This is a genomic window from Xanthomonas sp. AM6, from assembly GCF_025665335.1.
In the GTDB taxonomy this organism is placed as follows: Bacteria; Pseudomonadota; Gammaproteobacteria; order Xanthomonadales; family Xanthomonadaceae; genus Xanthomonas_A.
This window is the reverse complement of sequence record NZ_CP106869.1, coordinates 1,247,328-1,266,996: the sequence shown is the minus strand read 5'-3', so window position 1 is coordinate 1,266,996 and position 19,669 is coordinate 1,247,328. Positions and strand designations below refer to the sequence as shown.

Annotated in this window: 14 protein-coding genes; 6 read left to right on the top strand and 8 right to left on the bottom strand. The window is 72.1% G+C overall.

Annotated elements, in window-relative coordinates; all coding sequences use genetic code 11:
- Nucleotides 1–207 precede the first annotated feature (207 nt).
- Nucleotides 208–1,962 (top strand): methyl-accepting chemotaxis protein, encoded by a 1,755-nt coding sequence (locus OCJ37_RS05285; protein ID WP_317633226.1) that lies wholly within the window; start codon nt 208–210, stop codon nt 1,960–1,962.
- Between the two features lie 89 nt (nt 1,963–2,051).
- Here the strand turns inward: OCJ37_RS05285 and OCJ37_RS05280 are convergent, their stop codons facing one another.
- The 4 genes from OCJ37_RS05280 to rluD form a co-directional block, all read right to left on the bottom strand.
- Nucleotides 2,052–2,495 (bottom strand): thiol-disulfide oxidoreductase DCC family protein, encoded by a 444-nt coding sequence (locus tag OCJ37_RS05280; protein WP_263112638.1) that lies wholly within the window; start codon nt 2,493–2,495, stop codon nt 2,052–2,054.
- A complete protein-coding gene (locus OCJ37_RS05275; protein WP_263113592.1) occupies nt 2,482–3,006 on the bottom strand; it encodes a DUF4166 domain-containing protein in 525 nt (174 codons plus the stop codon). The genes OCJ37_RS05280 and OCJ37_RS05275 overlap by 14 nt, the downstream gene beginning before the upstream one ends.
- 2 nt (nt 3,007–3,008) lie before the next feature.
- Entirely contained in the window at nt 3,009–3,791 is a 783-nt protein-coding gene (gene pgeF / locus OCJ37_RS05270; RefSeq protein WP_263112637.1) for a peptidoglycan editing factor PgeF, read from the bottom strand.
- 189 nt (nt 3,792–3,980) lie between these two features.
- Nucleotides 3,981–4,988: a 23S rRNA pseudouridine(1911/1915/1917) synthase RluD gene (gene rluD / locus OCJ37_RS05265; protein WP_263112636.1), complete on the bottom strand. Its 1,008-nt coding sequence runs from the start codon at nt 4,986–4,988 to the stop codon at nt 3,981–3,983.
- A gap of 114 nt (nt 4,989–5,102) precedes the next feature.
- Here rluD and OCJ37_RS05260 point away from each other — a divergent pair, with 114 nt between their 5' ends.
- The 3 genes from OCJ37_RS05260 (at nt 5,103) to OCJ37_RS05250 (ending at nt 8,534) form a co-directional block, all read left to right on the top strand.
- Complete coding sequence (locus tag OCJ37_RS05260) at nt 5,103–5,981, top strand: outer membrane protein assembly factor BamD (RefSeq protein WP_263112635.1); 879 nt, start codon at nt 5,103–5,105, stop codon at nt 5,979–5,981.
- A 319-nt stretch (nt 5,982–6,300) separates the two neighbouring features.
- Nucleotides 6,301–7,038, top strand: coding sequence for an ATP-binding cassette domain-containing protein (locus tag OCJ37_RS05255; protein WP_263112634.1), 738 nt, complete (start codon nt 6,301–6,303; stop codon nt 7,036–7,038).
- A gap of 29 nt (nt 7,039–7,067) precedes the next feature.
- Entirely contained in the window at nt 7,068–8,534 is a 1,467-nt protein-coding gene (locus OCJ37_RS05250) for an ABC transporter permease/substrate-binding protein (protein ID WP_263113591.1), read from the top strand.
- Nucleotides 8,535–9,241: 707 nt separating this feature from the next.
- Here OCJ37_RS05250 and OCJ37_RS05245 read toward each other — a convergent pair.
- On the bottom strand, nt 9,242–10,456 hold the full coding sequence (locus tag OCJ37_RS05245; RefSeq protein ID WP_263112633.1) for an aminotransferase class V-fold PLP-dependent enzyme: 1,215 nt from the start codon (nt 10,454–10,456) through the stop codon (nt 9,242–9,244).
- 123 nt (nt 10,457–10,579) lie between these two features.
- On the opposite strand from OCJ37_RS05245, the gene egtB reads away from it, so the two are divergent.
- Together egtB and egtD are read left to right on the top strand one after the other, a co-directional pair.
- Nucleotides 10,580–11,869, top strand: coding sequence for an ergothioneine biosynthesis protein EgtB (egtB, locus tag OCJ37_RS05240; RefSeq protein WP_263112632.1), 1,290 nt, complete (start codon nt 10,580–10,582; stop codon nt 11,867–11,869).
- Nucleotides 11,866–12,849, top strand: coding sequence for an L-histidine N(alpha)-methyltransferase (gene egtD / locus OCJ37_RS05235; protein ID WP_263112631.1), 984 nt, complete (start codon nt 11,866–11,868; stop codon nt 12,847–12,849). Before egtB ends, egtD begins: the two co-directional genes overlap by 4 nt.
- A 233-nt stretch (nt 12,850–13,082) precedes the next feature.
- On the opposite strand, the gene OCJ37_RS05230 is transcribed toward egtD, so the two are convergent.
- From OCJ37_RS05230 to OCJ37_RS05220, 3 genes are all read right to left on the bottom strand, one after another.
- Nucleotides 13,083–14,720 carry an NAD+ synthase gene (locus OCJ37_RS05230; RefSeq protein ID WP_263112630.1) on the bottom strand — a complete coding sequence of 546 codons (1,638 nt, stop codon included), beginning with the start codon at nt 14,718–14,720 and terminating at the stop codon, nt 13,083–13,085.
- Nucleotides 14,721–15,294: 574 nt separating this feature from the next.
- Nucleotides 15,295–17,364 carry a pyrroloquinoline quinone-dependent dehydrogenase gene (locus OCJ37_RS05225; protein ID WP_263112629.1) on the bottom strand — a complete coding sequence of 690 codons (2,070 nt, stop codon included), beginning with the start codon at nt 17,362–17,364 and terminating at the stop codon, nt 15,295–15,297.
- Nucleotides 17,365–17,717: 353 nt separating this feature from the next.
- Nucleotides 17,718–19,655 carry an acyltransferase family protein gene (locus tag OCJ37_RS05220; RefSeq protein WP_263112628.1) on the bottom strand — a complete coding sequence of 646 codons (1,938 nt, stop codon included), beginning with the start codon at nt 19,653–19,655 and terminating at the stop codon, nt 17,718–17,720.
- Between the last annotated feature and the right edge of the window lie 14 nt (nt 19,656–19,669).

The window sequence follows — 19,669 nt, the reverse complement described above, 5'->3', positions numbered from 1 at the left end:
CCGGCGCGGTCAAGCCGGCGAACCTGCCGGCCGATACTGGAAGACATTCACGATGAACCGCCGACGCGAATGGACTGCGCCGACGCTTCCCAGCCGGTAGCCGCCATGACCTTGCCAGACGCCTCAGCCCTTCCCTCGACCGGCGGCTCCCGTCCGCACCTGCGCCCGCTGCTGCTCGCCCTGGCCTATGCGCTGGGCCTGCTGGCGATGGCGCTGTACGCGCTGCACGTCGGCCGCCAGCTCGGGCCGGACGGACCGGCGCTGGCGCGCCTGGCGCCGGCGCTGGCGATCGCGGCGTTGATGGTGGCGGCGCTGTACTGGGCCGGCCTGCGGCTCGCGGCGCCGTCGCTGCAGCACGCGGTGCAAGCGGTGCAGGCGCTGGGCGAAGGCCGCTTCGAGCAGCGCCTGGCCTCCGCCGGCAATGGCGCGGACGCGGCGCTGCTGCGCGCGCTGCAGGCCGCGCAGGCGCGGCTGGCCGCGCGCCAGGCCGAGACCGAGGCCGAACTGCGCCGCGGCCGCTTCGTGATCCAGGCGCTGGACGACCTGGACACCATGGTGCGCATCGCCGACGACGACGGCCGCGTGCACTTCGCCAACCGCAAGCTGCTGCAGATGCTGCGCGCGATCGAGCCGGACGTGCAGAGCTTCCGCCCCGAGTTCCGCGCCGAAGGCTTCGTCGGCGGCAGCATCGGCGACATCTATCCGGACAGCCAGGCGGCGATCGACCGCATGCGCGCGCTGACCGGTTCCAAGCGCGTGCGCGCGCCGTTCTTCGGCCGCCAGATCGATTTCGTGTACAGCCCGATCACCGGCGCCGACGGCGTGCGCCTGGGCACCATCGCGCAGTGGGAGGACGTGACCGCGCAGGTCAACGCCGAGCAGGCGCTGACCACGGTGATCGAGGCCGCCGCGCACGGCGACTTCAGCCGCCGCATCGACACCGCGACGATGGACGGCGTGCTCAAGGCGCTGGCCGAAGGCGTCAACCGCATCTCCGATTCGGTGGAAAGCAACCTGGCGGCGCTGGCCAGCGCGCTGGCCGCGCTGGCCGAAGGCGACCTCACCCACCGCGTCGACGGCCAGGCGCAGGGCGTGTTCGCGCAGCTGCGCGAGGACACCAACCGCACCGTGGCCAAGCTGACCGAGATCATCGTCGGCATCCAGGGCGCGGTCGAGGCGATCCGCCGCGCCTCGATGGAAATCGCCGCCGGCAACACCGACCTGTCCGACCGCACCGAGCAGCAGGCGGCGAGCCTGGAGGAAACCGCCAGTTCGATGGAAGAACTGACCTCGGCGGTGAAGCAGAACGCCGACAACGCGCAGCAGGCCAACGGCCTGGTGCAGGGCACCGGCGAGATCGCCCAGTCCGGCGGCAAGGTGATGGACGAGGTGGTCGCCACGATGAGCGCGATCAGCAGTTCCTCGCGGCGCATCGGCGAAATCATCAGCGTCATCGACGGCATCGCCTTCCAGACCAACATCCTGGCGCTCAACGCCGCGGTGGAAGCGGCGCGCGCCGGCGAGCAGGGCCGCGGCTTCGCCGTGGTCGCCTCGGAAGTGCGCTCGCTGGCGCAACGCTCGGCGGACGCGGCCAAGGAGATCAAGGGCCTGATCGAGGACTCCACGCACAAGGTGACGCTGGGCTCGGGGCTGGTCAACCGCGCCGGCGCGACCATGCACGAGATCGTCGGCTCGGTGCAGCGCGTGACCGGGCTGATCGGCGAGATCAGCGCCGCCAGCGCCGAGCAGTCCAGCGGCATCGAGCAGGTCAACCGCACGGTGATGCAGCTGGACGAGGTGACCCAGCGCAACGCCGCGCTGGTCGAGGAAGCGACCGCCGCCGCACGCAGCATGGAAGAACAGGCCGGCAGCCTGGCCACCGCGGTGGCGGTGTTCCGCATCGACCGCGGCGCCGCCGCGCACGGCAGCAACGTCACCCCGCTGCTGCGCAGCGCCGGCTAGGCGAAGCGCCGCCGCGGTGGTCCGCGGCGTCGCAGGACATCGCGGCGCCTGAGCCCGGCGCCCGCACGCGGCCGCACCGCCGGCCGCGCTCACTCCAGAAAGCGCGAACGCTGCTCGGGATCGGGCAGGAAGCACTGCGTGGAGGTGCCGAACCAGCGGTAGCGGTTGCGCGCCAGCAGCCGGTAGCCGGCATCGCGCCAGCGCCGCGGCAGCAGGCGCAGCACGGCAACGCCGCGCCATGCGCCGCCAAGGCCGGCGATCACGCCGATCGCCGCGTCCGACTCGGTCCACGCGCGCTGCGGCGTCAGCAACAGGAACGACAGCGGATCGTCCGGGTCCAGCCCGTTGTCGCGCAGCAGCGCGCGGCCGCTGGCCGATTGCACCGACGCGTAGCGGTAGCGGCCGCGGCGGTCGAAGCGCAGCAGGAAGCGCACCCAGCGGCTGCACAGCAGGCACACTCCGTCGAACACGACGATCGCGCTGTCCGCGTCCAGCGCGGGCGCTGCCGGGCGCGGGCGCTCAGGCCGGCTCAAGCCAGCCCTCGTAGCGGATGAAAGGGCCGATCCACGGCAGCGCCACCTCGACCAGGAACGCGTAGCGGCCGTCGCGCTCGCTTTCGCGGCAATGCACGCCGGCCAGCCAGCGCCGCGGCAACGGCAGCACGCCGAACGCCCAGGCGCGCGCGGCGCTCCAGACGATGGCCGCGCCGTCCACGCGCAGCGCGAATTCGAACTCGACCGCGCCCAAGCGCTCGCGCAGCCGCCCGTCCTGCAGCCACAGCCGCGACGGCATCGCATGCGTGCCGAAGCGGCGCTGCCAGCGCTCGCCCTGCGCGTCGGCGCTGAAGACCACGTCGACCGGCGTGGCGGCGCTGGCCGGCGGCAACCGCGCCAGCCACGCGCACAGCGGCAGCAGCGGATGGCGGCCGCGGCGCACCTCGGCACGGCCATGGTAGCGCTGCCGCCGTGGCACCGAATGCAGCGTGCGCAGCGCCGGCGGCAACTGCGCGAAGCCGTCGCCGAGCAGCCGCGCGAACAGCGGCACGCTCAGTCCGCGATCCATGCCAGCGTCGCCATGCGCCCGCTGCGGCGGTCGCGGCGATAGGAATGGAAGCGGTGCGGATCGGAGATCGTGCACAGTCCGCCGCCGTGCACATGCGCCGGGTCCAGCCCGGCGGCGGCCAGGCGTTGCCGCGCCAGCGCATACAGATCCACCCGCCAGTGGCCGGGGCGGGTGGCGGCGAAGGCGCTGGCGGCGGCCGGGTCGTGGTCCAGGAACGCATCGCGCACGTTCGCGCCGATCTCGTACGCCTGCGGGCCGGCCGCCGGCCCCAGCCAGGCCTGCAGCTGCGCCGGCGGCGTGCGCAGCGCGGCGACGGTGGCCTCCAGCATGCCGCCGGCCAGGCCCTGCCAGCCGGCATGCGCGGCGCCGACCTCGCTGCCGTCGCGCGCGGCGAACACCACCGGCAGGCAGTCCGCGGTCAGGATCGCCAGCACCACGCCGGGCACGGCGGTGACCGCGGCGTCGGCGGTCGGCTCGGCGTCGATGCCGATGGCGGCGGGCGGCCGCTCCAGGCGCAGCACCTGCACCCCGTGCACCTGCCGCAACCAGTGCGGCGGCGACGGCAGTGCCAGGCGGGCGGCCAGTTCGTCGCGGTTGCGCTGCACCGTGGCCGGATCGTCGCCGTCGGCGGCGCTGCGGTTGCCCAGGTTGAAACGGTCGAACGGCGGCAACGAGGCGCCGGCACCGTGGCGCAGCGTGGTCAGCGCGCGCACCCGTGGCGGCGCCGGCCAGTCCGCGGCGAGGAAGAAGCCGGCGGCGTCAGCCATGGAGAGCTGCCCGCGGCACGGCGGCGGTCCCGATGCGGCGCTTCGCAATGCGGCCGGTGGTCGCCCGCAGCCGGCCGGCGGTCCCGGCCGCGTCCTGCACCACTGGGCACCGTGCAGCCCGCAGGCGCGCCGCCTGCGCGACTCCGCCACTGCCCCTGCCCGGCTTCACCGTGCCCGCCACGGCCATGCTCAGCGCCGCGCCTGTTCGGCGGCCAGCCGCGAATCCTCGCGCAGCGCCGCCAGCAGGCGCTGCAGGTCGGCCGGCACCGCGGCGGTGGCGCGCACCGGTTCGCCATGCACCGGATGCTTGAACTCCAGCGTCTCGGCATGCAGCGCCTGGCGCTTGAAGCCACGCAATTCGGCGATCAGGTCCTCGGTGGCGCCCTTGGGCAGCTTCAGCGGGCCGCCGTACAGCGGATCGCCGATGATCGGGTGCTTCAGGTGCGCCATGTGCACGCGGATCTGGTGGGTGCGCCCGGTCTCCAGGCGGCATTCCAGCGCGGTATGGGCGCGGAAGCGCTCGCGCAGCCGGTAGTGGGTGACCGCGTCGCGGCCGTCCTCGCGCACCGCCATGCGCAGGCGGTCGCGCGGATGGCGGTCGATCGGCGCATTGGCGGTGCCGCCGGAGACCAGCGGCCCGGCCACCACCGCCAGGTACTGGCGGTGCACGTCGCGCGCCGACAGCTGCGCCACCAGCGAGGTGTGCGCCGGCAGCGTGCGCGCCACCACCATCGCGCCGCTGGTGTCCTTGTCCAGGCGGTGCACGATGCCGGCGCGCGGCAGCGCCGCCAGCGACGGATCGCGGTACAGCAGGGCGTTGACCAGGGTGCCGCTGGCATTGCCGGCGCCCGGGTGCACGACCAGCCCGGCCGGCTTGTTCAGCACGATGACCTGGTCGTCCTCGTACAGCACTTCCAGCGGGATGTCCTCCGGCAGCGCGTGGGTCTGGGTCTCCAGCACCGCGTGCAGGCTGGCGATCTCGCCGCCGCGCAGGGCGTCGCGCGGCCGTGCCGGGGCGCCGTCCAGCAGCGCGTCGCCGGACTTGATCCACTCGGCCAGGCGCGAACGCGAGAATTCGGGAAACAGCTCGGCCAGCACCGCGTCGAAGCGGCGGCCGGCGGCATGGTCGGGCACGCGCGCCTGGCGCGGGCCGTCGGGGGCGGCGTCCTCGGGGGCGTCCGGGAGGGTATTGGGCATGAAAGGGCACGGCTACGTCGGAAAGGGAGGGTCGCGGCGGCCGTAGTCAGTCGCCGGACAGGCCACTAGGCTATCATCGCCCCTTCGTATTCCTGACGTGTCCTGCCCGAACCCATGATCCGACGCTCCGTCCCGCTCTCCGCGCACGTCCGTTTCATCGCCCTGATGCTGGTCATGGTCGTCGTGGCGACGGGTTGCCACCGCCAGAAGAACAAGAATCCCGAGGAAGGGATGCCGGTGGAGCAGCTCTACCAGAAGGCGCACTCGCAGATGGAGAGCGGCAACTGGGCCGGCGCCGAGAACAGCTTCAAGCGCCTGATCGCGCAGTACCCCTACGGCCAGTACACCGAGCAGGCGATGATCGAGACCGCCTACGCCCAGTACAAGGCGGGCAAGCACGACGACGCGGTGTCCAGCATCGACCGCTTCATCCGCACCTACCCGACCCACCGCAACATCGCCTACATGTACTACCTGCGCGGGCTGTCCAACGGCAACCGCGACACGGTGTTCCTGCGCCGGGTGTGGTCGCTGGACCCGAGCCGCCGCGACCTGTCCACGCCGCAGCAGGCCTACGCCGACTTCAACATCGTCGCCGAGCGCTACCCGAACAGCCGCTACGCCGCCGACGCGCGCCAGCGCATGATCGCGCTGCGCAACGTGTTCGCCCAGCAGGAACTGGACAACGCGCTGTACTACCTGCGCCGCGACGCCTGGGTCTCGGCCGCCGGCCGCGCCACCTACCTGCTGGAGACCTATCCGCAGAGCGCCTACCAGTACGACGCGGTGGCGGTGCTGGCCGAGGCCTACACCCATCTGGGCAACAAGCCGCTGGCCGACGACGCGCGCCGGGTGCTGGAACTCAACGAGCCCAAGCACCCGTGGCTGACCGGCCACTGGCCGAAGTACCCGTGGATGATCCGCAAGCTCAACCCGTTCGCCGGCGAGAAGTCCGCTTCCACCGGGCAGTCCAACTCGCAGATGGCCCGCTGAGCCAGACCGCCGGACGCAACCAGACAGGGGCCGCAAGGCCCCTTTTTCGTTGGCGGGCCGTGCGCCGCCCGGCGCCGGTGGCTGCTGCGACAGCGTCGCGCAGAGCGTGCCGACGCTGCGAACGTGGTCGCCGCGATCGATCTCTACGAACCGCTCGACCAGATCGACCTGCAGGGCGTGGAAGACCACGTCGGCTGACGTACGGCCTGGCGGGGCCGACGTCGATGCCGCACCTGTCGCTCGACCCGGCCGACGGAATCCGCCGGCCGCGCCGCGCCTTCGCGCCCCCCGACCGCGCGGCCCGGCTATGCTTGGACGCATGTTCGAACTGCACCAGGTCACCCGCCGCTACGGCGACACGCTCGCGCTGGACCGGGTCGATCTGGCCATCGCCCCCGGCCGCACCACCGCGCTGATCGGCCCCAGCGGCGCCGGCAAGTCCAGCGTGCTGCGCATGCTGCTCGGGCTGGAATGGCCGGACGCCGGCGAGGTCCGCTTCCAGGGCGAGCCGCTGCGCCGCGCCACGCTGCTGGCGCAGCGCCGCCGCATCGGCTACGTGATCCAGGAGGGCGGACTGTTCCCGCACCTGAGCGCGCGCGACAACGCCGCGCTGCTGGCGCGGACGCTGGGCTGGGCGCGGCCGCGGATCGATGCGCGGCTGCACGAACTGGCCGCGCTGTGCCGCCTGCCCGACACGCTGCTGGCGCGCTATCCGGCCGAGCTGTCCGGCGGCCAGCGCCAGCGCGTCGGCCTGATCCGCGCGCTGCTGCTGGATCCGCCGGTGCTGCTGCTGGACGAACCGCTGGGCGCGCTCGACCCGATCGTGCGCCACGAGCTGCAGACGCAGATGCGCGAGCTGTTCGCGCTGCTCGGCAAGACCGTGGTGCTGGTGACCCACGACGTCGCCGAGGCCGCCTACCTGGGCGACACGCTGGTGCTGATGCGCGGCGGGCGCATCGTGCAGCAGGGCAGCGCGCGCGCACTGCTGGACGCGCCGGCCGAGCCGTTCGTCGGCCAGTTCCTGCACGCGCAGCGCACGCTGGAGGATGCGCGGTGACGGCCTCGGTGCGGCGCCGCGCGGCGCCGCTGGTCGCGCTCGCGGCGTTGCTGGCCCTGTGCGCCGGCAGCGCAGCGGCGGCGCCGGCGAAAGTGGTGGTCGGCTCGAAGAACTTCACCGAGGCGGTGGTGCTCGGCGAGATCGCCGCCGGCGCCGGACGCCAGGCCGGCGTGGAGGTCGAACACCGGCGCCAGCTCGGCGGCACCCGCATCCTGTGGCGCGCGCTGGAGCAGGGCTCGATCGACGCCTATGCCGAGTACACCGGCACCCTGGCCGCGGAGCTGCTGCAACTGCCCGACGCCGACGATGCCGCGCTGCGCCGCGCTCTGGCCCGGCGCGGCCTGGCGATGAGCGCGCCGCTGGGCTTCGACAACACCTATGCGTTCGGCATGCGCCGGCAGCGCGCGCAAGCGCTGGGCATCGCGCGCATCTCCGACCTGGCCGCGCATCCGGCGCTGAAGCTCGGGCTCAGCAACGAGTTCGTCTCGCGCGCCGACGGCTGGCCCGGGGTGCGCGACGCCTACCGGCTGCCGCAGACGCCGACCGGGCTGGACCACGACCTGGCCTATCGCGCGCTGGACAGCGGCGCGATCGACCTCACCGACCTGTACAGCACCGACGCCGAGATCCCCGCGCACGACCTGCTGGTGCTGCAGGACGACCGCCGCTACTTCCCGCGCTACGCCGCGGTGTTCCTGTATCGCAGCGACCTGGCGCAGCGCGCGCCGCGGTTCGTGCAGGCGCTGGAAGGCCTGGGCGGGCGCATCGACGCGGCGACGATGCAACGGCTCAACGCCGAGGCGAAGCTGGACAAGCGCGCCGAAAGCGCGATCGCCGCGCAATGGCTGGGCATCGCCGCCCCGGCCCAGGACGGCCGGCTGGCGCGCCTGCTGCAGCGCACCCGCGAACACCTGGCGCTGGTCGGCCTGTCGCTGGGCCTGGCGCTGCTGGTGGCGCTGCCGCTGGGCATCCTCGCCGCCTACCGGCCGCGGCTCGGCCAGGTGGTGCTGTCGCTGACCGGGGTGCTGCAGACGCTGCCGTCGCTGGCGGTGTTCGTGTTCATGATCCCGCTGTTCGGCATCGGCGCCCAACCGGCGATCGCCGCGCTGTTCCTGTACAGCCTGCTGCCGATCGTGCGCAACACCCATGCCGGCCTGACCGGCATCGCCCGCGAACTGCGCGAGACCGCCGCGGCGATCGGCCTGCCGCCGGGCACGCGGCTGTGGCGGATCGAACTGCCGCTGGCCTTGCGCACCATCCTGGCCGGAATCAAGACCGCCGCGGTGATCAACGTCGGCACCGCGACCCTGGGCGCCTTGATCGGCGCCGGTGGCTACGGCCAGCCGATCCTCACCGGCATCCGCCTGGACGACATCGGCCTGATCCTGGAAGGCGCGGTGCCGGCGGCGTTGCTCGCACTGCTGGTGCAAGCGCTGTTCGAGGGCCTGGAACGCTGGCTGACTCCGCGCGGCCTGCGCCTGGCGGCACGGCGCTGAAGCCCGGACGCGCGGGCGCCGCTCACCCGGGCAACAGCGGAACGCATCGCATGCCCAGCCCTCGGTCACGCTCGTGGCGCTGGCCAGCGATCGGCTTCGGAACCCGTCGGGACTGAAGTCCCTCCCACAGTGCACCAGCAGGCACACCGCAAGCCTCCTGTAGGAGCGGCTTCAGCCGCGACGAATGGAGCAGCAGACCTTCCGGCCCAGTCACAGCCGGGAACTGAAAACCCCTCCTACAAGTCCCAGCAAGTTCGCCGCAAGCCTCCCTGGGGGAGCGACTTCAGTCGCGACGAACGCAGCGGCAAATCTCCCGGCGCCGGCGACGGTCGCGGCTGAAGCCGCTCCTACAGCGCACCCAGCAAACTCGCTCCAATCCTCTGTAGGAGCAGCTTCAGTCGCGACAAATGAAAAGCAGCAAACCTTCCGGCTCCGGCCACGGTCAGGGCTGAAGCCCTCCCAGAATGCATCCAGCAAGCGCGCCGAAACTGCCCTGTGGGAGCGACTTCAGTCGCGACGAACGCAGCGGCAAATCTCCCGGCGCCGGCGACGGTCGCGGCTGAAGCCGCTCCTACAGTGCGCCCAGCAAACTCTTCGCAAGCCCCTGTAGGAGCGGCTTCAGCCGCGACGAGCGAAGCGATAAACCTTCCAGGCACCAGCCACCAACTGGGCCGAAGCCTGCACCCGGAAGCATCTCGAACCCACGCTCACCCGCGCGCCACGGCCACCATCTCCCGCGCCAGCCCGCGCATCGCCTCCGGGCTCAGCTGCAGGTACGGCGCGATGCGCAATGCGCCGTGGCGGTGCGTGCAGATCACCTGTGTGCGCTGCAGCCACGGCAGCAAGGCCTGCATCGCCGGCAGCGGCGGGCGCAGCGCGTACAGATGCGGCGCGTGCCCGGGCGCGATCCAGTCGCCCGCGCCCTGCGCCTGCAGCTCATCCTCGAACGCCGTGCCGAGTTCGCCCAGCCGCGCCGCGATCCGCGCCGGTTCCCACTGCTGCAGCTGCCGCAGCGCCGCGGTGGCCATCGCCAGCCGCAGCGGGTCGGCGACGCCGCCGGCATCGAAGCGGCGCGCGCCGGCGCGGAACGGCGGCGCCGCCTCGGCCGGGAAATGCCAGTCGGCGCCCGGATCGCGGGTCTGCCAGTGATGCTCGATCGGCACGCCATGCGCGCGCCAGTGCGGCGCGGCCCACAGCCAGGCCAGCCCCATCGGCCCGAGCAGCCATTTGTGCCCGACCGCGACCACGAAGTCCGGCCGCCACGCCGCCAGTCGCGCCGGCAGCACGCCCAGGCTCTGGCTCAGGTCCAGCACCAGCGCCGCGCCGGCCGCATGCACGCGCGCGGCGATGCGGTCCAGGTCCAGCAACGTGCCGTCGCGCCAGTAGGCATGCGGCAGCGTCGCGATCCGCACCCGCGGCTGCGCGTCCAGCGCCGCCAGCACCGCCTCGGTCCAGTCCTGCTGCGGTCCGCGCTGCACCACCGCCAGCTGCGCGCCGGTCTCGGCGCAGCGCTGCTGCCACAGCAGCAGGTTCGATGGAAACTGGCCGTCCAGCAGCAGCACCGCCTCGCCGGCCGCCAGCGGCAATTGCCGCGCCGCGGTGGCCAGGCCGTAGGCGGCCGACGGCACCATCGCCAGGCCGTCGCCATCGCCCTCGAACAGGGTCGCCGCGGCCAGGCCGCGCAGCTGCTCGATCTGCTCCCGCCAGGCGTCGAAGGACAGCGTCCACGGCGCGACCGACGCGGCCAGCGCCGCCTGCCCGGCGGCGAGCGCGCTGGCCAGCCGCGGCCCCTTGCTGGCGGTGTCCAGATAGCGCACCCCATCGGGCAGGACGAAGGCCTGCGGCGCCGCGGCGAAATCGACCGGGACGGGCGGCGCTTCGGAGGCGAACGGGGAAGCGTTGGACGAAGCTGCTGGAGGCATGGGCAGTGAGGCCGGTTGGCGCGCTTGGGGATGCGGTGCCCCAGCGCATTGACAGGCCCTAGCGTAACGCGCCGTTCCACCACGCATGACGGCATGTTCACGGTCTTCCCCTAAGCTTGGCGGATGCAAGCGACCTCTCCGGCGGCATCCCCCTCGCCCGCGGCGTCCGCCGTGCCGCTGGCGGCGCGTTTCCGCCACGTGCGCCAGCGCACCGGCCAGCTCGCCGCGCCGTTGAGCGAGGAAGACGCGATGGTGCAGAGCATGGACGACGCCAGTCCTGCGAAATGGCACCTCGCCCACACCACCTGGTTCTTCGAGCGCTTCGTGCTGGCCGCCGACGCCGGCTACCGCGCGGTCGATCCGCAGTGGGACTACCTGTTCAACAGCTACTACCAGAGCGTGGGCCCGATGCATGCGCGGCCGCGCCGCGGCGTGCTGTCGCGTCCGTCGCTGGCGCAGGTGCTGGACTACCGCGCCGAGATCGAGACCCGGGTGCTGGCGCGGCTGCAGGCCGGGGACCTGTCGGCGCAGACGCTGCAGGTGCTGGAACTGGGCCTGCACCACGAGCAGCAGCACCAGGAGCTGCTGCTGACCGACATCAAGCACGCGTTCTGGAGCAATCCGCTGGCCCCGGCGTACCGCGACGATCTGGCCGCGACGCAGGCGCCGGCCACGGCGCTGCGCTGGATCCAGCGCGACGAGCAGCTGTGCGAGATCGGCGCCCCCGGCTGGCCGGCGCACGCGGACTTCGCCTACGACAACGAGTCGCCGCGGCACCGCGTGCTGGTGCCGGCGCATGCGCTGGCCAGCCGCCCGGTCAGCAATGCCGAGTACGCGCAGTTCATCGCCGACGGCGGCTACCGCAACGTCGCGCTGTGGCTCAGCGACGGCTGGGCGCGGCGCAGCGCCGAGGATTGGCAGCGGCCGCTGTACTGGCATGCCGACGGCGCGCGCGAATTCACCCTGGGCGGCTGGCGCGAGCGCGATCCGCATGCGCCGGTCTGCCACATCAGCCTGTTCGAGGCCGACGCCTACGCGCGCTGGGCGGGCGCGCGCCTGCCGACCGAAGCCGAGTGGGAACAGGCCGCCACCGGCGCGGCCATCGCCGGCAATTTCGCCGATGCCGATGCGCTGCACCCGCAGTCCGCCGCGCACGGCGAGGCCGGCCTGCAGCAGCTGTTCGGCGACGTCTGGGAATGGACCGGCAGCGCCTACCTGGCCTACCCCGGCTTCCGTCCCTGGTCGGGCGCGCTGGGCGAATACAACGGCAAGTTCATGAACGCGCAATGGGTGCTGCGCGGCGGCAGCTGCGCCACGCCGCACGACCACATCCGCGCCAGCTACCGCAACTTCTTTCCCTCCGATGCGCGGTGGCAATTCGCCGGCGTGCGCCTGGCCAAGGATCCCGTATGAACGCCGTGACCGCCCGTGCACTGACCGAAGCCGCGCTCACCGACCTGCACCCGCAGCCGGACGACATCGCCGCCGATGCGGTCGCCGGGCTGTCGCGCAGCCCCAAGCAGTTGCCGTCCAAGTATTTCTACGATGCCGAGGGCTCGCGCCTGTTCGAGGCGATCACTCGCCAGCCCGAGTACTACCTGACCCGCACCGAGCTGGACCTGCTGGAAGCGCGGATGCCGTCGATCGCGCAGGCGGTGGGCAGTGGCGCGCACGTGGTGGAACTGGGCAGCGGCAGCGGGCGCAAGACCGAACTGCTGCTGGACGGCCTGCGCGAGCCGGTGGCCTATACCCCGATCGAGATCTCGCGCGACATGCTGATGTCCAGCACCGCGCGCCTGGCCGAGCGCTTCCCGCGCATCCAGATGCTGCCGGTCTGCGCCGACTTCACCACGCCGGTGGCGCTGCCGGCGCCGCGGCGCAGCGCGCGCCGCACGCTGGTGTTCTTCCCCGGCTCCACGCTGGGCAACTTCACCCGCGAGGACGGCATCAAGCTGCTGGCGTCGATGCGCGCGACGATGCGCCAGGACGGTTGCGCGCTGATCGGCATCGACCTGGTCAAGGACGTGTCGGTGCTGGAAGCGGCCTACAACGACGCGGCCGGCGTCACCGCCGAGTTCACCGTGAACCTGCTGCGCCGGCTCAACCGCGAGATCGGCAGCGACTTCGCCCTGGACCAGTTCCGCCATCGCGCCGTGTACTCGCGCGAACGCCAGCGCATCGAGACCTTCCTGGTCAGCCAGCGCGCGCAGCAGGTCAACGTGGGCGGGCGCCGCTTCGACTTCGCCGCCGGCGAGGCAATGCAGGTCGAATACAGCCACAAGTACACCGACCAGAGCTTCGGCGAGATGGCCGCCGCGGCCGGCCTGCGGGTCAGCCACGGCTGGAATGCGCAGGACGATGCGTTCGGGTTGCGGTTGCTGCAGGCGGTGTGAGGCCTGGATTCGGGATTCGGCACAGCGTCCATGCTGCGGGCGGCCTCGGGCATCGGCCGCGGCGAACGAAGCGCAGAATGGACGCTGCCGAGGCTGAAGCTCTCTCTTCCCGCGTTGCATTGTCCGACCTGACGGCCCGCCCTGTGTAGGAGCGGTTTCAACCGCGACAGACACCGGCAAAACCCTTGGCGATTCTCCAGTGAAGCGCCGCGAGACCGCGGCGCGCCTGCCGGCTACGCCTGGTACCCGTTGGTGATCGGATAGCGCCGCTCGCGGCCGAACGCGCGGCGCGACACCTTCGGGCCCGGCGCGGCCTGGTGCCGCTTCCATTCGGTGATGCGCACCAGCCGCACCACGTGGTCGACCACCTCCGGCGCGTAGCCGGCGGCGACGATCTCGTCGCGCGACTGTTCCTGGTCGACATAGCGGTACAGGATGCCGTCGAGCACGTCGTAGGGCGGCAGCGAATCCTGGTCGGTCTGGTTGGCGCGCAGTTCCGCCGACGGCGGCCGCGCGATCACCGCCGGCGGGATCACCGGCGCGCCGCCGACCGTGTTGCGCCATTTCGCCAGGCCGAACACTTCGGTCTTGTACAGGTCCTTCAGCGGCGCATAGCCGCCGCACATGTCGCCGTAGATGGTGGCGTAGCCGACCGCGTACTCGCTCTTGTTGCCGGTGGTCAGCAGCAGCCCGCCGAACTTGTTGGCCAGCGCCATCAGGATCACGCCGCGGCTGCGCGACTGCAGGTTCTCCTCGGTGACGTCGGCCTGGGTACCCTCGAACAACGGGCCCAGCGCCTGCAGCAGGCCTTGGAACGCCGGCTCGATCTCCACCGTCTCCAGCTTCACGCCCAGCGCGCGGCACTGCTCGTCCGCCAGGTCGTTGGACAGGCCGGCGGTGTAGCGCGACGGCAGCCGCACCGCGGTGACGTTGTCCGCCCCGAGCGCGTCCACCGCCATCGCCAGCACCAGCGCCGAATCGATGCCGCCGGACAGGCCCAGCCACACCTTGGAAAACCGGTTCTTGCCGCAGTAGTCGCGCAGCCCGCGCACCACCGCGCGCCAGGCCAGCGCGTCCACGCTCTCGTCGCCGTCGTCGATCCAGCGCAACGGGGTGAACGCGCGCGTCTGCGTCGCGTAGTCCACCACGAGCCATTGGTCGGTGAACGCAGCCGCGGCCGGATGCACGCTGCCGTCGCCGTCGGCGACCACCGAGGCGCCGTCGAACACCAGCGCATCCTGGCCGCCGACGACGTTGAGATAGGCCAGCGCCACGCCGGTCTCGCGCACGCGCTCGGCCAGCAACGCATCGCGCTGCGCATGCTTGCCGCGCTCGAACGGCGAGGCGTTGGGCACCAGCACCAGCTCGGCGCCGTTGCGCGCGGTATCGGCCAGCGGCTCGGGGAACCACAGGTCCTCGCAGATCACCAGGCCGACCGGCGTGCCCTTGACCTCGAACACGCAGCTGCCGCCGTCCGGATCGACGTCGAAATAGCGGCGCTCGTCGAACACCGCGTAGTTGGGCAGCTCGCGCTTGCGGTAGGTGGTGTCGACGCGCCCGCCGCGCAGCACGCTGGCCGCGTTGTAGACCACGCTGCCGGCGCTCTGCGGCCAGCCGACCACCGCGACGATGCCGTGCACGCGCACCGCGATGCGCTGCACCGCCAGTTCGCAATCGGCGAGGAAGCCCGGACGCAGCAGCAGGTCCTCCGGCGGATAGCCGCTGACCGCCAGCTCCGGGAACAGCACGATGTCGGCGCCGTACTCGTCGCGCGCCTCCTCGATCATCGCGATGATGCGGTCGGTGTTCTGGGCCACGGCGCCGACCGGGAAATCGAACTGGGCCATGGCGATGCGAAGGGAAGAAGACATGGACGACCTTGCAGGAGCGGGAGGTGGAAGGCGTGCCGCGGCCGCGCGCATCCTCGGACGCGCCGACCGCGCGCCAGCGGCAGCGGCGCCGACGCAGCCGCGCGCCGGCAGGGCGCAGTGTAGCGCCGCGACCGCGCCGGGTCGTCCCTGCCACGCTGCGCCGCTCGCCCATTGGTGCGCTGCGGGGATTTGCGTCCCGGCAGTCTTCGACACTATCCGCCGACCAAACCCGCGTCGCGACTGAAGTCGCTCCCACAACGGCAGATGCGCCGAGAACTGCTGGATGCACTCTGCAAGCGGAACAGCAGTCCAGGTGAAATCCGGAACCGGCTGCCGGCCGGCCACGATCGCGGCCGAAGCTGTTCCCATGAAGGCGAACACGACGGGTACCGGATGCGTGCGTTGCGGGAGGAACTTCAGCCCTGGCGGTTTCCGGAGCCGGCCGCCGACCGATGCGGTCGCGGCTGAAGCCGCTCCTACAAAAGCGAGCATGCCGAATGCGGCTGGGTGCACTGTGGGAGGGACTTCAGTCCCGACGCTGGTCGCCGACCGGCCTCGCCCGGCGCCGATCACTTCAAGTGTTGCCGCGACCGCCGGTCTTCGCATGGCGCCACCGACGCCAGCGCCGCCACAGCGCCACCACTCCCGCACACAACGCCAGCGCAGCCGCCGCCAGCGTCGCCATCCGCGCGGCCACGCCGTGCTGGAACACTACCTCGCTGCCCTCGCCGTCGAGCGTGTATGCGACCACGTAGTCGCCCATCGTTCCCATGCCTTCGCGGCCGCCGGCGGCGAGCACCACGTACTGCTTGCCGCCCACCGCGTAGACCGACGGCGTGGCCTGGCCGCCGGCCGGCAGCTTGGCGTCCCACAGGGTCCTGCCGCTGGCGCTGTCGAGCGCGCGCAGGCGCGCGTCGGCCGCCGCGGCGATGAAGGTCAGGCCGCCGGCGGTGGTCACCGCGCCGCCGAGCAGCGGCGTGCCCACTTCCAGCGGCAGCCACGGCAGCTTTTCCTCCAGCGTGCCGAGCGGGCGCTCCCAGGCGACCGTGCGCGTGCGCAGGTCCACCGCCACCAGCCGTCCCCATGGCGGCTTGACGCAGGGGATGCCGCCGGACGAGGCCAGCATGCCGCGGCGCATGTAGTACGGCGTGCCTTCCATGTCGTTGAACTGCTGGTCGGGATGGCGCGCGTGGTCGGCCTCGCTGAACTGCGCGCGCGGGATCAGCGCCACCTGCATCGGCAGGTCCGACACCGGCATGATCGCCAACTGGCGCTGCGGGTCCACTGCGATGCCGCCCCAGTTCACCCCGCCGGCCCAGCCCGGCAACGCGATCGTGCCGCGCATGCTGGGCGGGGTGAACAGGCCGTCCGAGCGCAGCCCGGCGATCAGCGCCTCGCACTCGCGGCGCGCGGCCGGGGTCGGCCCCCAGGCATCGGCGACGGTCAGCGGCGTGTGCCGCGCCAGGCGCAGCGCCGGCTCGGGCATCGGCTGGGTCGGCGCGGCGCGCTCGCCGGGCACGTCCGTGGCCGGCACCGGCACTTCGCTGATCGGGAACACCGGGGTGCCGTCGCGGCGGTTGAAGGCGAACAGGAAACCGGTCTTGGTCGCCTGCAGCACCGCCTCGCGCGGACCCCGCGCGGTCTGCACCGTCGCCAGCACCGGCTGCGAGGCCAGGTCGTAGTCCCACAGGTCGTGATGCACCAGTTGCCGCGCCCATACCCGACGCCCGCTGTGCAGCTCCAGCGCCACCAGCGAATTCGCATCGCGGTTGTCGCCGAGCCGCTCGCCACCGTAGTAGTCGGGACTGGCCGACCCGGTCGGCACGTAGACCAGCCCCAGCGCCAGGTCCACCGCCAGCGGCGCCCAGGCATTGCCGCCACCGACCGTGGCCGCCTGCTCCGGCTGCCAACCGGCCGCGGCCGCGGCGGCGGCCGCGCGCGGCACCGGATCCCAGCGCCACAGCTCGCGGCCGCTGCGCACGTCGTAGCCGCGCACCACGCCCTGCTCCAGCGCGTGCCCGCGGTTGTCGCCGATCGAACTGCCGACCACCATCACGTCGCCGGCCACCACCGGCGGCGAGGTCACCGCATAGTTCGACCAGGCGTCGCTGGGCGTGTCGTGCACATCGACGCCGGCGTGCAGGTCGATCGTGCCGCCGCGGCCGAACCCGGCGCAGAGCCGGCCGTCGGCCGCGTCCAGCGCGATCAGCCGCGCGTCCAGGGTGCCGAACACGATCCGCTCGCGGCACGCGCCGTCCACGGCCCGCGCGTCGCGCCAGAAGCTCACCCCGCGCGAGGCCGGATCGCTGTAGTGCTTGCCGCGCGAAATCCTGGCGTCGAACGACCACAGTTCGCGGCCACTGGCCGCGTCCAGCGCGAAGGCGATGCCGGTGCCGGTGACCAGGTACATGCGCCCGTCCACCACCAGCGGGTTGGCCTCGAAGCGGCGCCGTTCCGGATCGGGCAGTCCGGCGCCGAGTTCGCCGGTCCGGAACGACCAGGCGATGCGCAGCCGCCCGACGTTGTCCGGGGTGATCTGGGCCAGCGGCGAATGCTGGCCGCCGCCGGGCGCGCCGGCATAACTGGACCAATCGCCCCCCGGTGCCGCCGCGCAGATCCCACCGACGCCCAACGCCAGTCCCACCCCACACACCGCCGTTCGCCATCCGCTGATCACTGTGCTGTCCCGTCGCATCCGAAGTGCCGAGCAGTATCGGCAACACCCACTCGCCCGCAGCGGTCGAGGGAGCGCCGTGGTCGTCCCGGTGACCAGTGGTGGCCCGGCAGGGACGAATGGAGGCGGAAAGACTGGACGCCCGATTCGCTGCGCGCCGGCAACCACGGTCCGACCATTGCTTGGCGGCCTGGGTCGAGACAGGAATGGCGGTGCCGTTGCTTCGTCCACGGCCAGGGTCGCGGCCAGGCCGGCCATGGGCCCATCGCACGCCATGGCGCGCCGGTCGGACGCTGGGCCACGATCACGCCATCCGGCCACCTTCAACGGGCAGAGGGCCGATCCAGTGCGGCGTCCAGCGCCGGCGCCAGTTGCAGAACATAGCTCGCGTTGAGGTGTTGCCCATCCCGATACAGCAGCACGCCGTTGCGCTCGGCGGAGCAGGTCTGCCCTGGGCAGACCGCATCCCCCAGATCGACCAGACGCACCGACGCATGGCCCGCGACAGCGGCCTGCAGCCGCGCGATGAGCGCGCTGGGCCGGACCTGCTGCAACGGTACGCTGCACTCCCGCGCCAAGTGCCCGTTCTGCCCGGAACGCGCCAGCGCGCACTGCGGGCCATCGAACGGCAAGAGCGGCGTCGGCGCGAGCAGGACGGTGCGCTGCGCAGCGCCCTCGATCCGCGTCAGGAACCGGCGCGTCCCGCGCTCCCAATCCGCCGGATCGAACGCATAGGCCGCCGAAGAACCCAGCACCAGCAACGTCGGCCGCCGCTCGTGCAGATACGCCACCACACGGTCCCGCCAACGCTCGCACTCCACGTAGCGTCGGTTGAGCCGCGGATAGACAAATGGATGATCGAGCATCGGGCACGACGATTTGGTCAGAACCACGAGGTTCCAGCCGCGCGCACGGGCAATGCTCTCCAGCGCGGTCGACCATTGCGCCGCGACGCTGTCGCCCGCCAGCACCACGGTCGGAGCTTCTTCGGACGTGGCACGGACCAGGGTGCAAGGAACGAGGCGGTCGGCATGGAACCACTCGTCGCAGCCGGGCTGCCGGTAGAGCGCCGGGGTGGTCAGGGTCGTCAGCAAGGCCTGGTTCCGCGTATCGGATCGCCCAGGAACGAAAGCCGCCTGCTCCCACGCCATCGCCGCATAGGCCAACACGGCCGATACCAGCAGGCCAGCCAGCACCCAGGTGGTTGCCCGGCCGCGCTCCATCGTGCGAACGCGCTGTTCGACCAGCCTCCAGCTGAGCCACGCGGGAACCAGCGACAGCGCCGCGGCCACCAGTCCGACCGATGGAGTGCGGCCCGCCAACGAGAAACCCAGGACCAGGACCGGCCAGTGCCAGAGATACCAGCTGTACGACAATCGGCCGAGGAATCGCAGCGGTTTCAGGTCCAGCCAGGCGTCCCGCCAGCCGTCCGGGCCGTTCAGCAGCAGCAACGCCGCGGCCAGCGTCGGCAACAGCGCCCACAGCCCCGGATACGAGATCCGATCCGGTGCCAGGCAGAGCGCCGCAACGACCAGCAGCAGGCAGCCGACGGCACGAGCGGCATGGACCCGCCGCAGCGAAAGACGCGCCTGGCCGGCGGAAAGCTGGACGCCCGCGCCCAACGCCAATTGCCAGAGGCGACACGGCATCTGGTAGTAGGCATGCAATGGCTCCAGCGCGGTGGCCGCCACCGTCAACCCGAACCCCAACGCCACCAGCGCCCAGACGAGCGTCGTCGCGCCGCGCCGGCGTCCGAACTTCCACGCAAGGCCGATGAGCGTGGGCCAGATCAGGTAGAACTGCTCCTCGGCGCTCAGCGACCAGGTATGCAGATAGAGATTGGCTTCGGCTCCCTGATCGAAATAGCCGGAATCGGCACCCGCGAAAAACATGTTCGATGCCCACAGCGCGGCCCAGCGCGCGGCTTCGGCCTGCGTGCCCCAACTGCTGCTGGGCAGCAACCAGAGCGCAAGCGCCGCCGTCGCCACAAGCATGACGCCGAATGCCGGAAGCAAGCGCCTGATGCGGCGCGCGTAGAACTGCCGGACATCGATGCTGCCGGTCGCCTGCAGTTCCTGCTGCAACAGGCCGGTGATGAGAAACCCGGAGATGACGAAGAAGACGTCCACGCCCACGTAGCCGCCGGGCAGAAACGGAAGCCTGGCGTGGGCCAGCACCACCATCAGCACCGCGACGCCGCGCAGACCTTCGATCTCGCTACGGAACCTCACCCCTGTCCGCCCCTGTTTGACTCCGGACATGAGAAGGCCCGCAC

Excerpts from the sequence above, each read along its gene's own strand:
- egtD (WP_263112631.1), top strand. The coding sequence starts at position 11,866 with ATGAACGCCGTGACCGCCCGTGCACTGACCGAAGCCGCGCTCACCGAC.
- pgeF (WP_263112637.1), bottom strand. The coding sequence starts at position 3,791 with ATGGCTGACGCCGCCGGCTTCTTCCTCGCCGCGGACTGGCCGGCGCCG.
- OCJ37_RS05230 (WP_263112630.1), bottom strand. The coding sequence starts at position 14,720 with ATGTCTTCTTCCCTTCGCATCGCCATGGCCCAGTTCGATTTCCCGGTC.
- OCJ37_RS05285 (WP_317633226.1), top strand. The coding sequence starts at position 208 with ATGGCGCTGTACGCGCTGCACGTCGGCCGCCAGCTCGGGCCGGACGGA.
- OCJ37_RS05245 (WP_263112633.1), bottom strand. The coding sequence starts at position 10,456 with ATGCCTCCAGCAGCTTCGTCCAACGCTTCCCCGTTCGCCTCCGAAGCG.
- egtB (WP_263112632.1), top strand. The coding sequence starts at position 10,580 with ATGCAAGCGACCTCTCCGGCGGCATCCCCCTCGCCCGCGGCGTCCGCC.
- OCJ37_RS05255 (WP_263112634.1), top strand. The coding sequence starts at position 6,301 with ATGTTCGAACTGCACCAGGTCACCCGCCGCTACGGCGACACGCTCGCG.
- OCJ37_RS05260 (WP_263112635.1), top strand. The coding sequence starts at position 5,103 with ATGATCCGACGCTCCGTCCCGCTCTCCGCGCACGTCCGTTTCATCGCC.
- rluD (WP_263112636.1), bottom strand. The coding sequence starts at position 4,988 with ATGCCCAATACCCTCCCGGACGCCCCCGAGGACGCCGCCCCCGACGGC.
- OCJ37_RS05220 (WP_263112628.1), bottom strand. The coding sequence starts at position 19,655 with ATGTCCGGAGTCAAACAGGGGCGGACAGGGGTGAGGTTCCGTAGCGAG.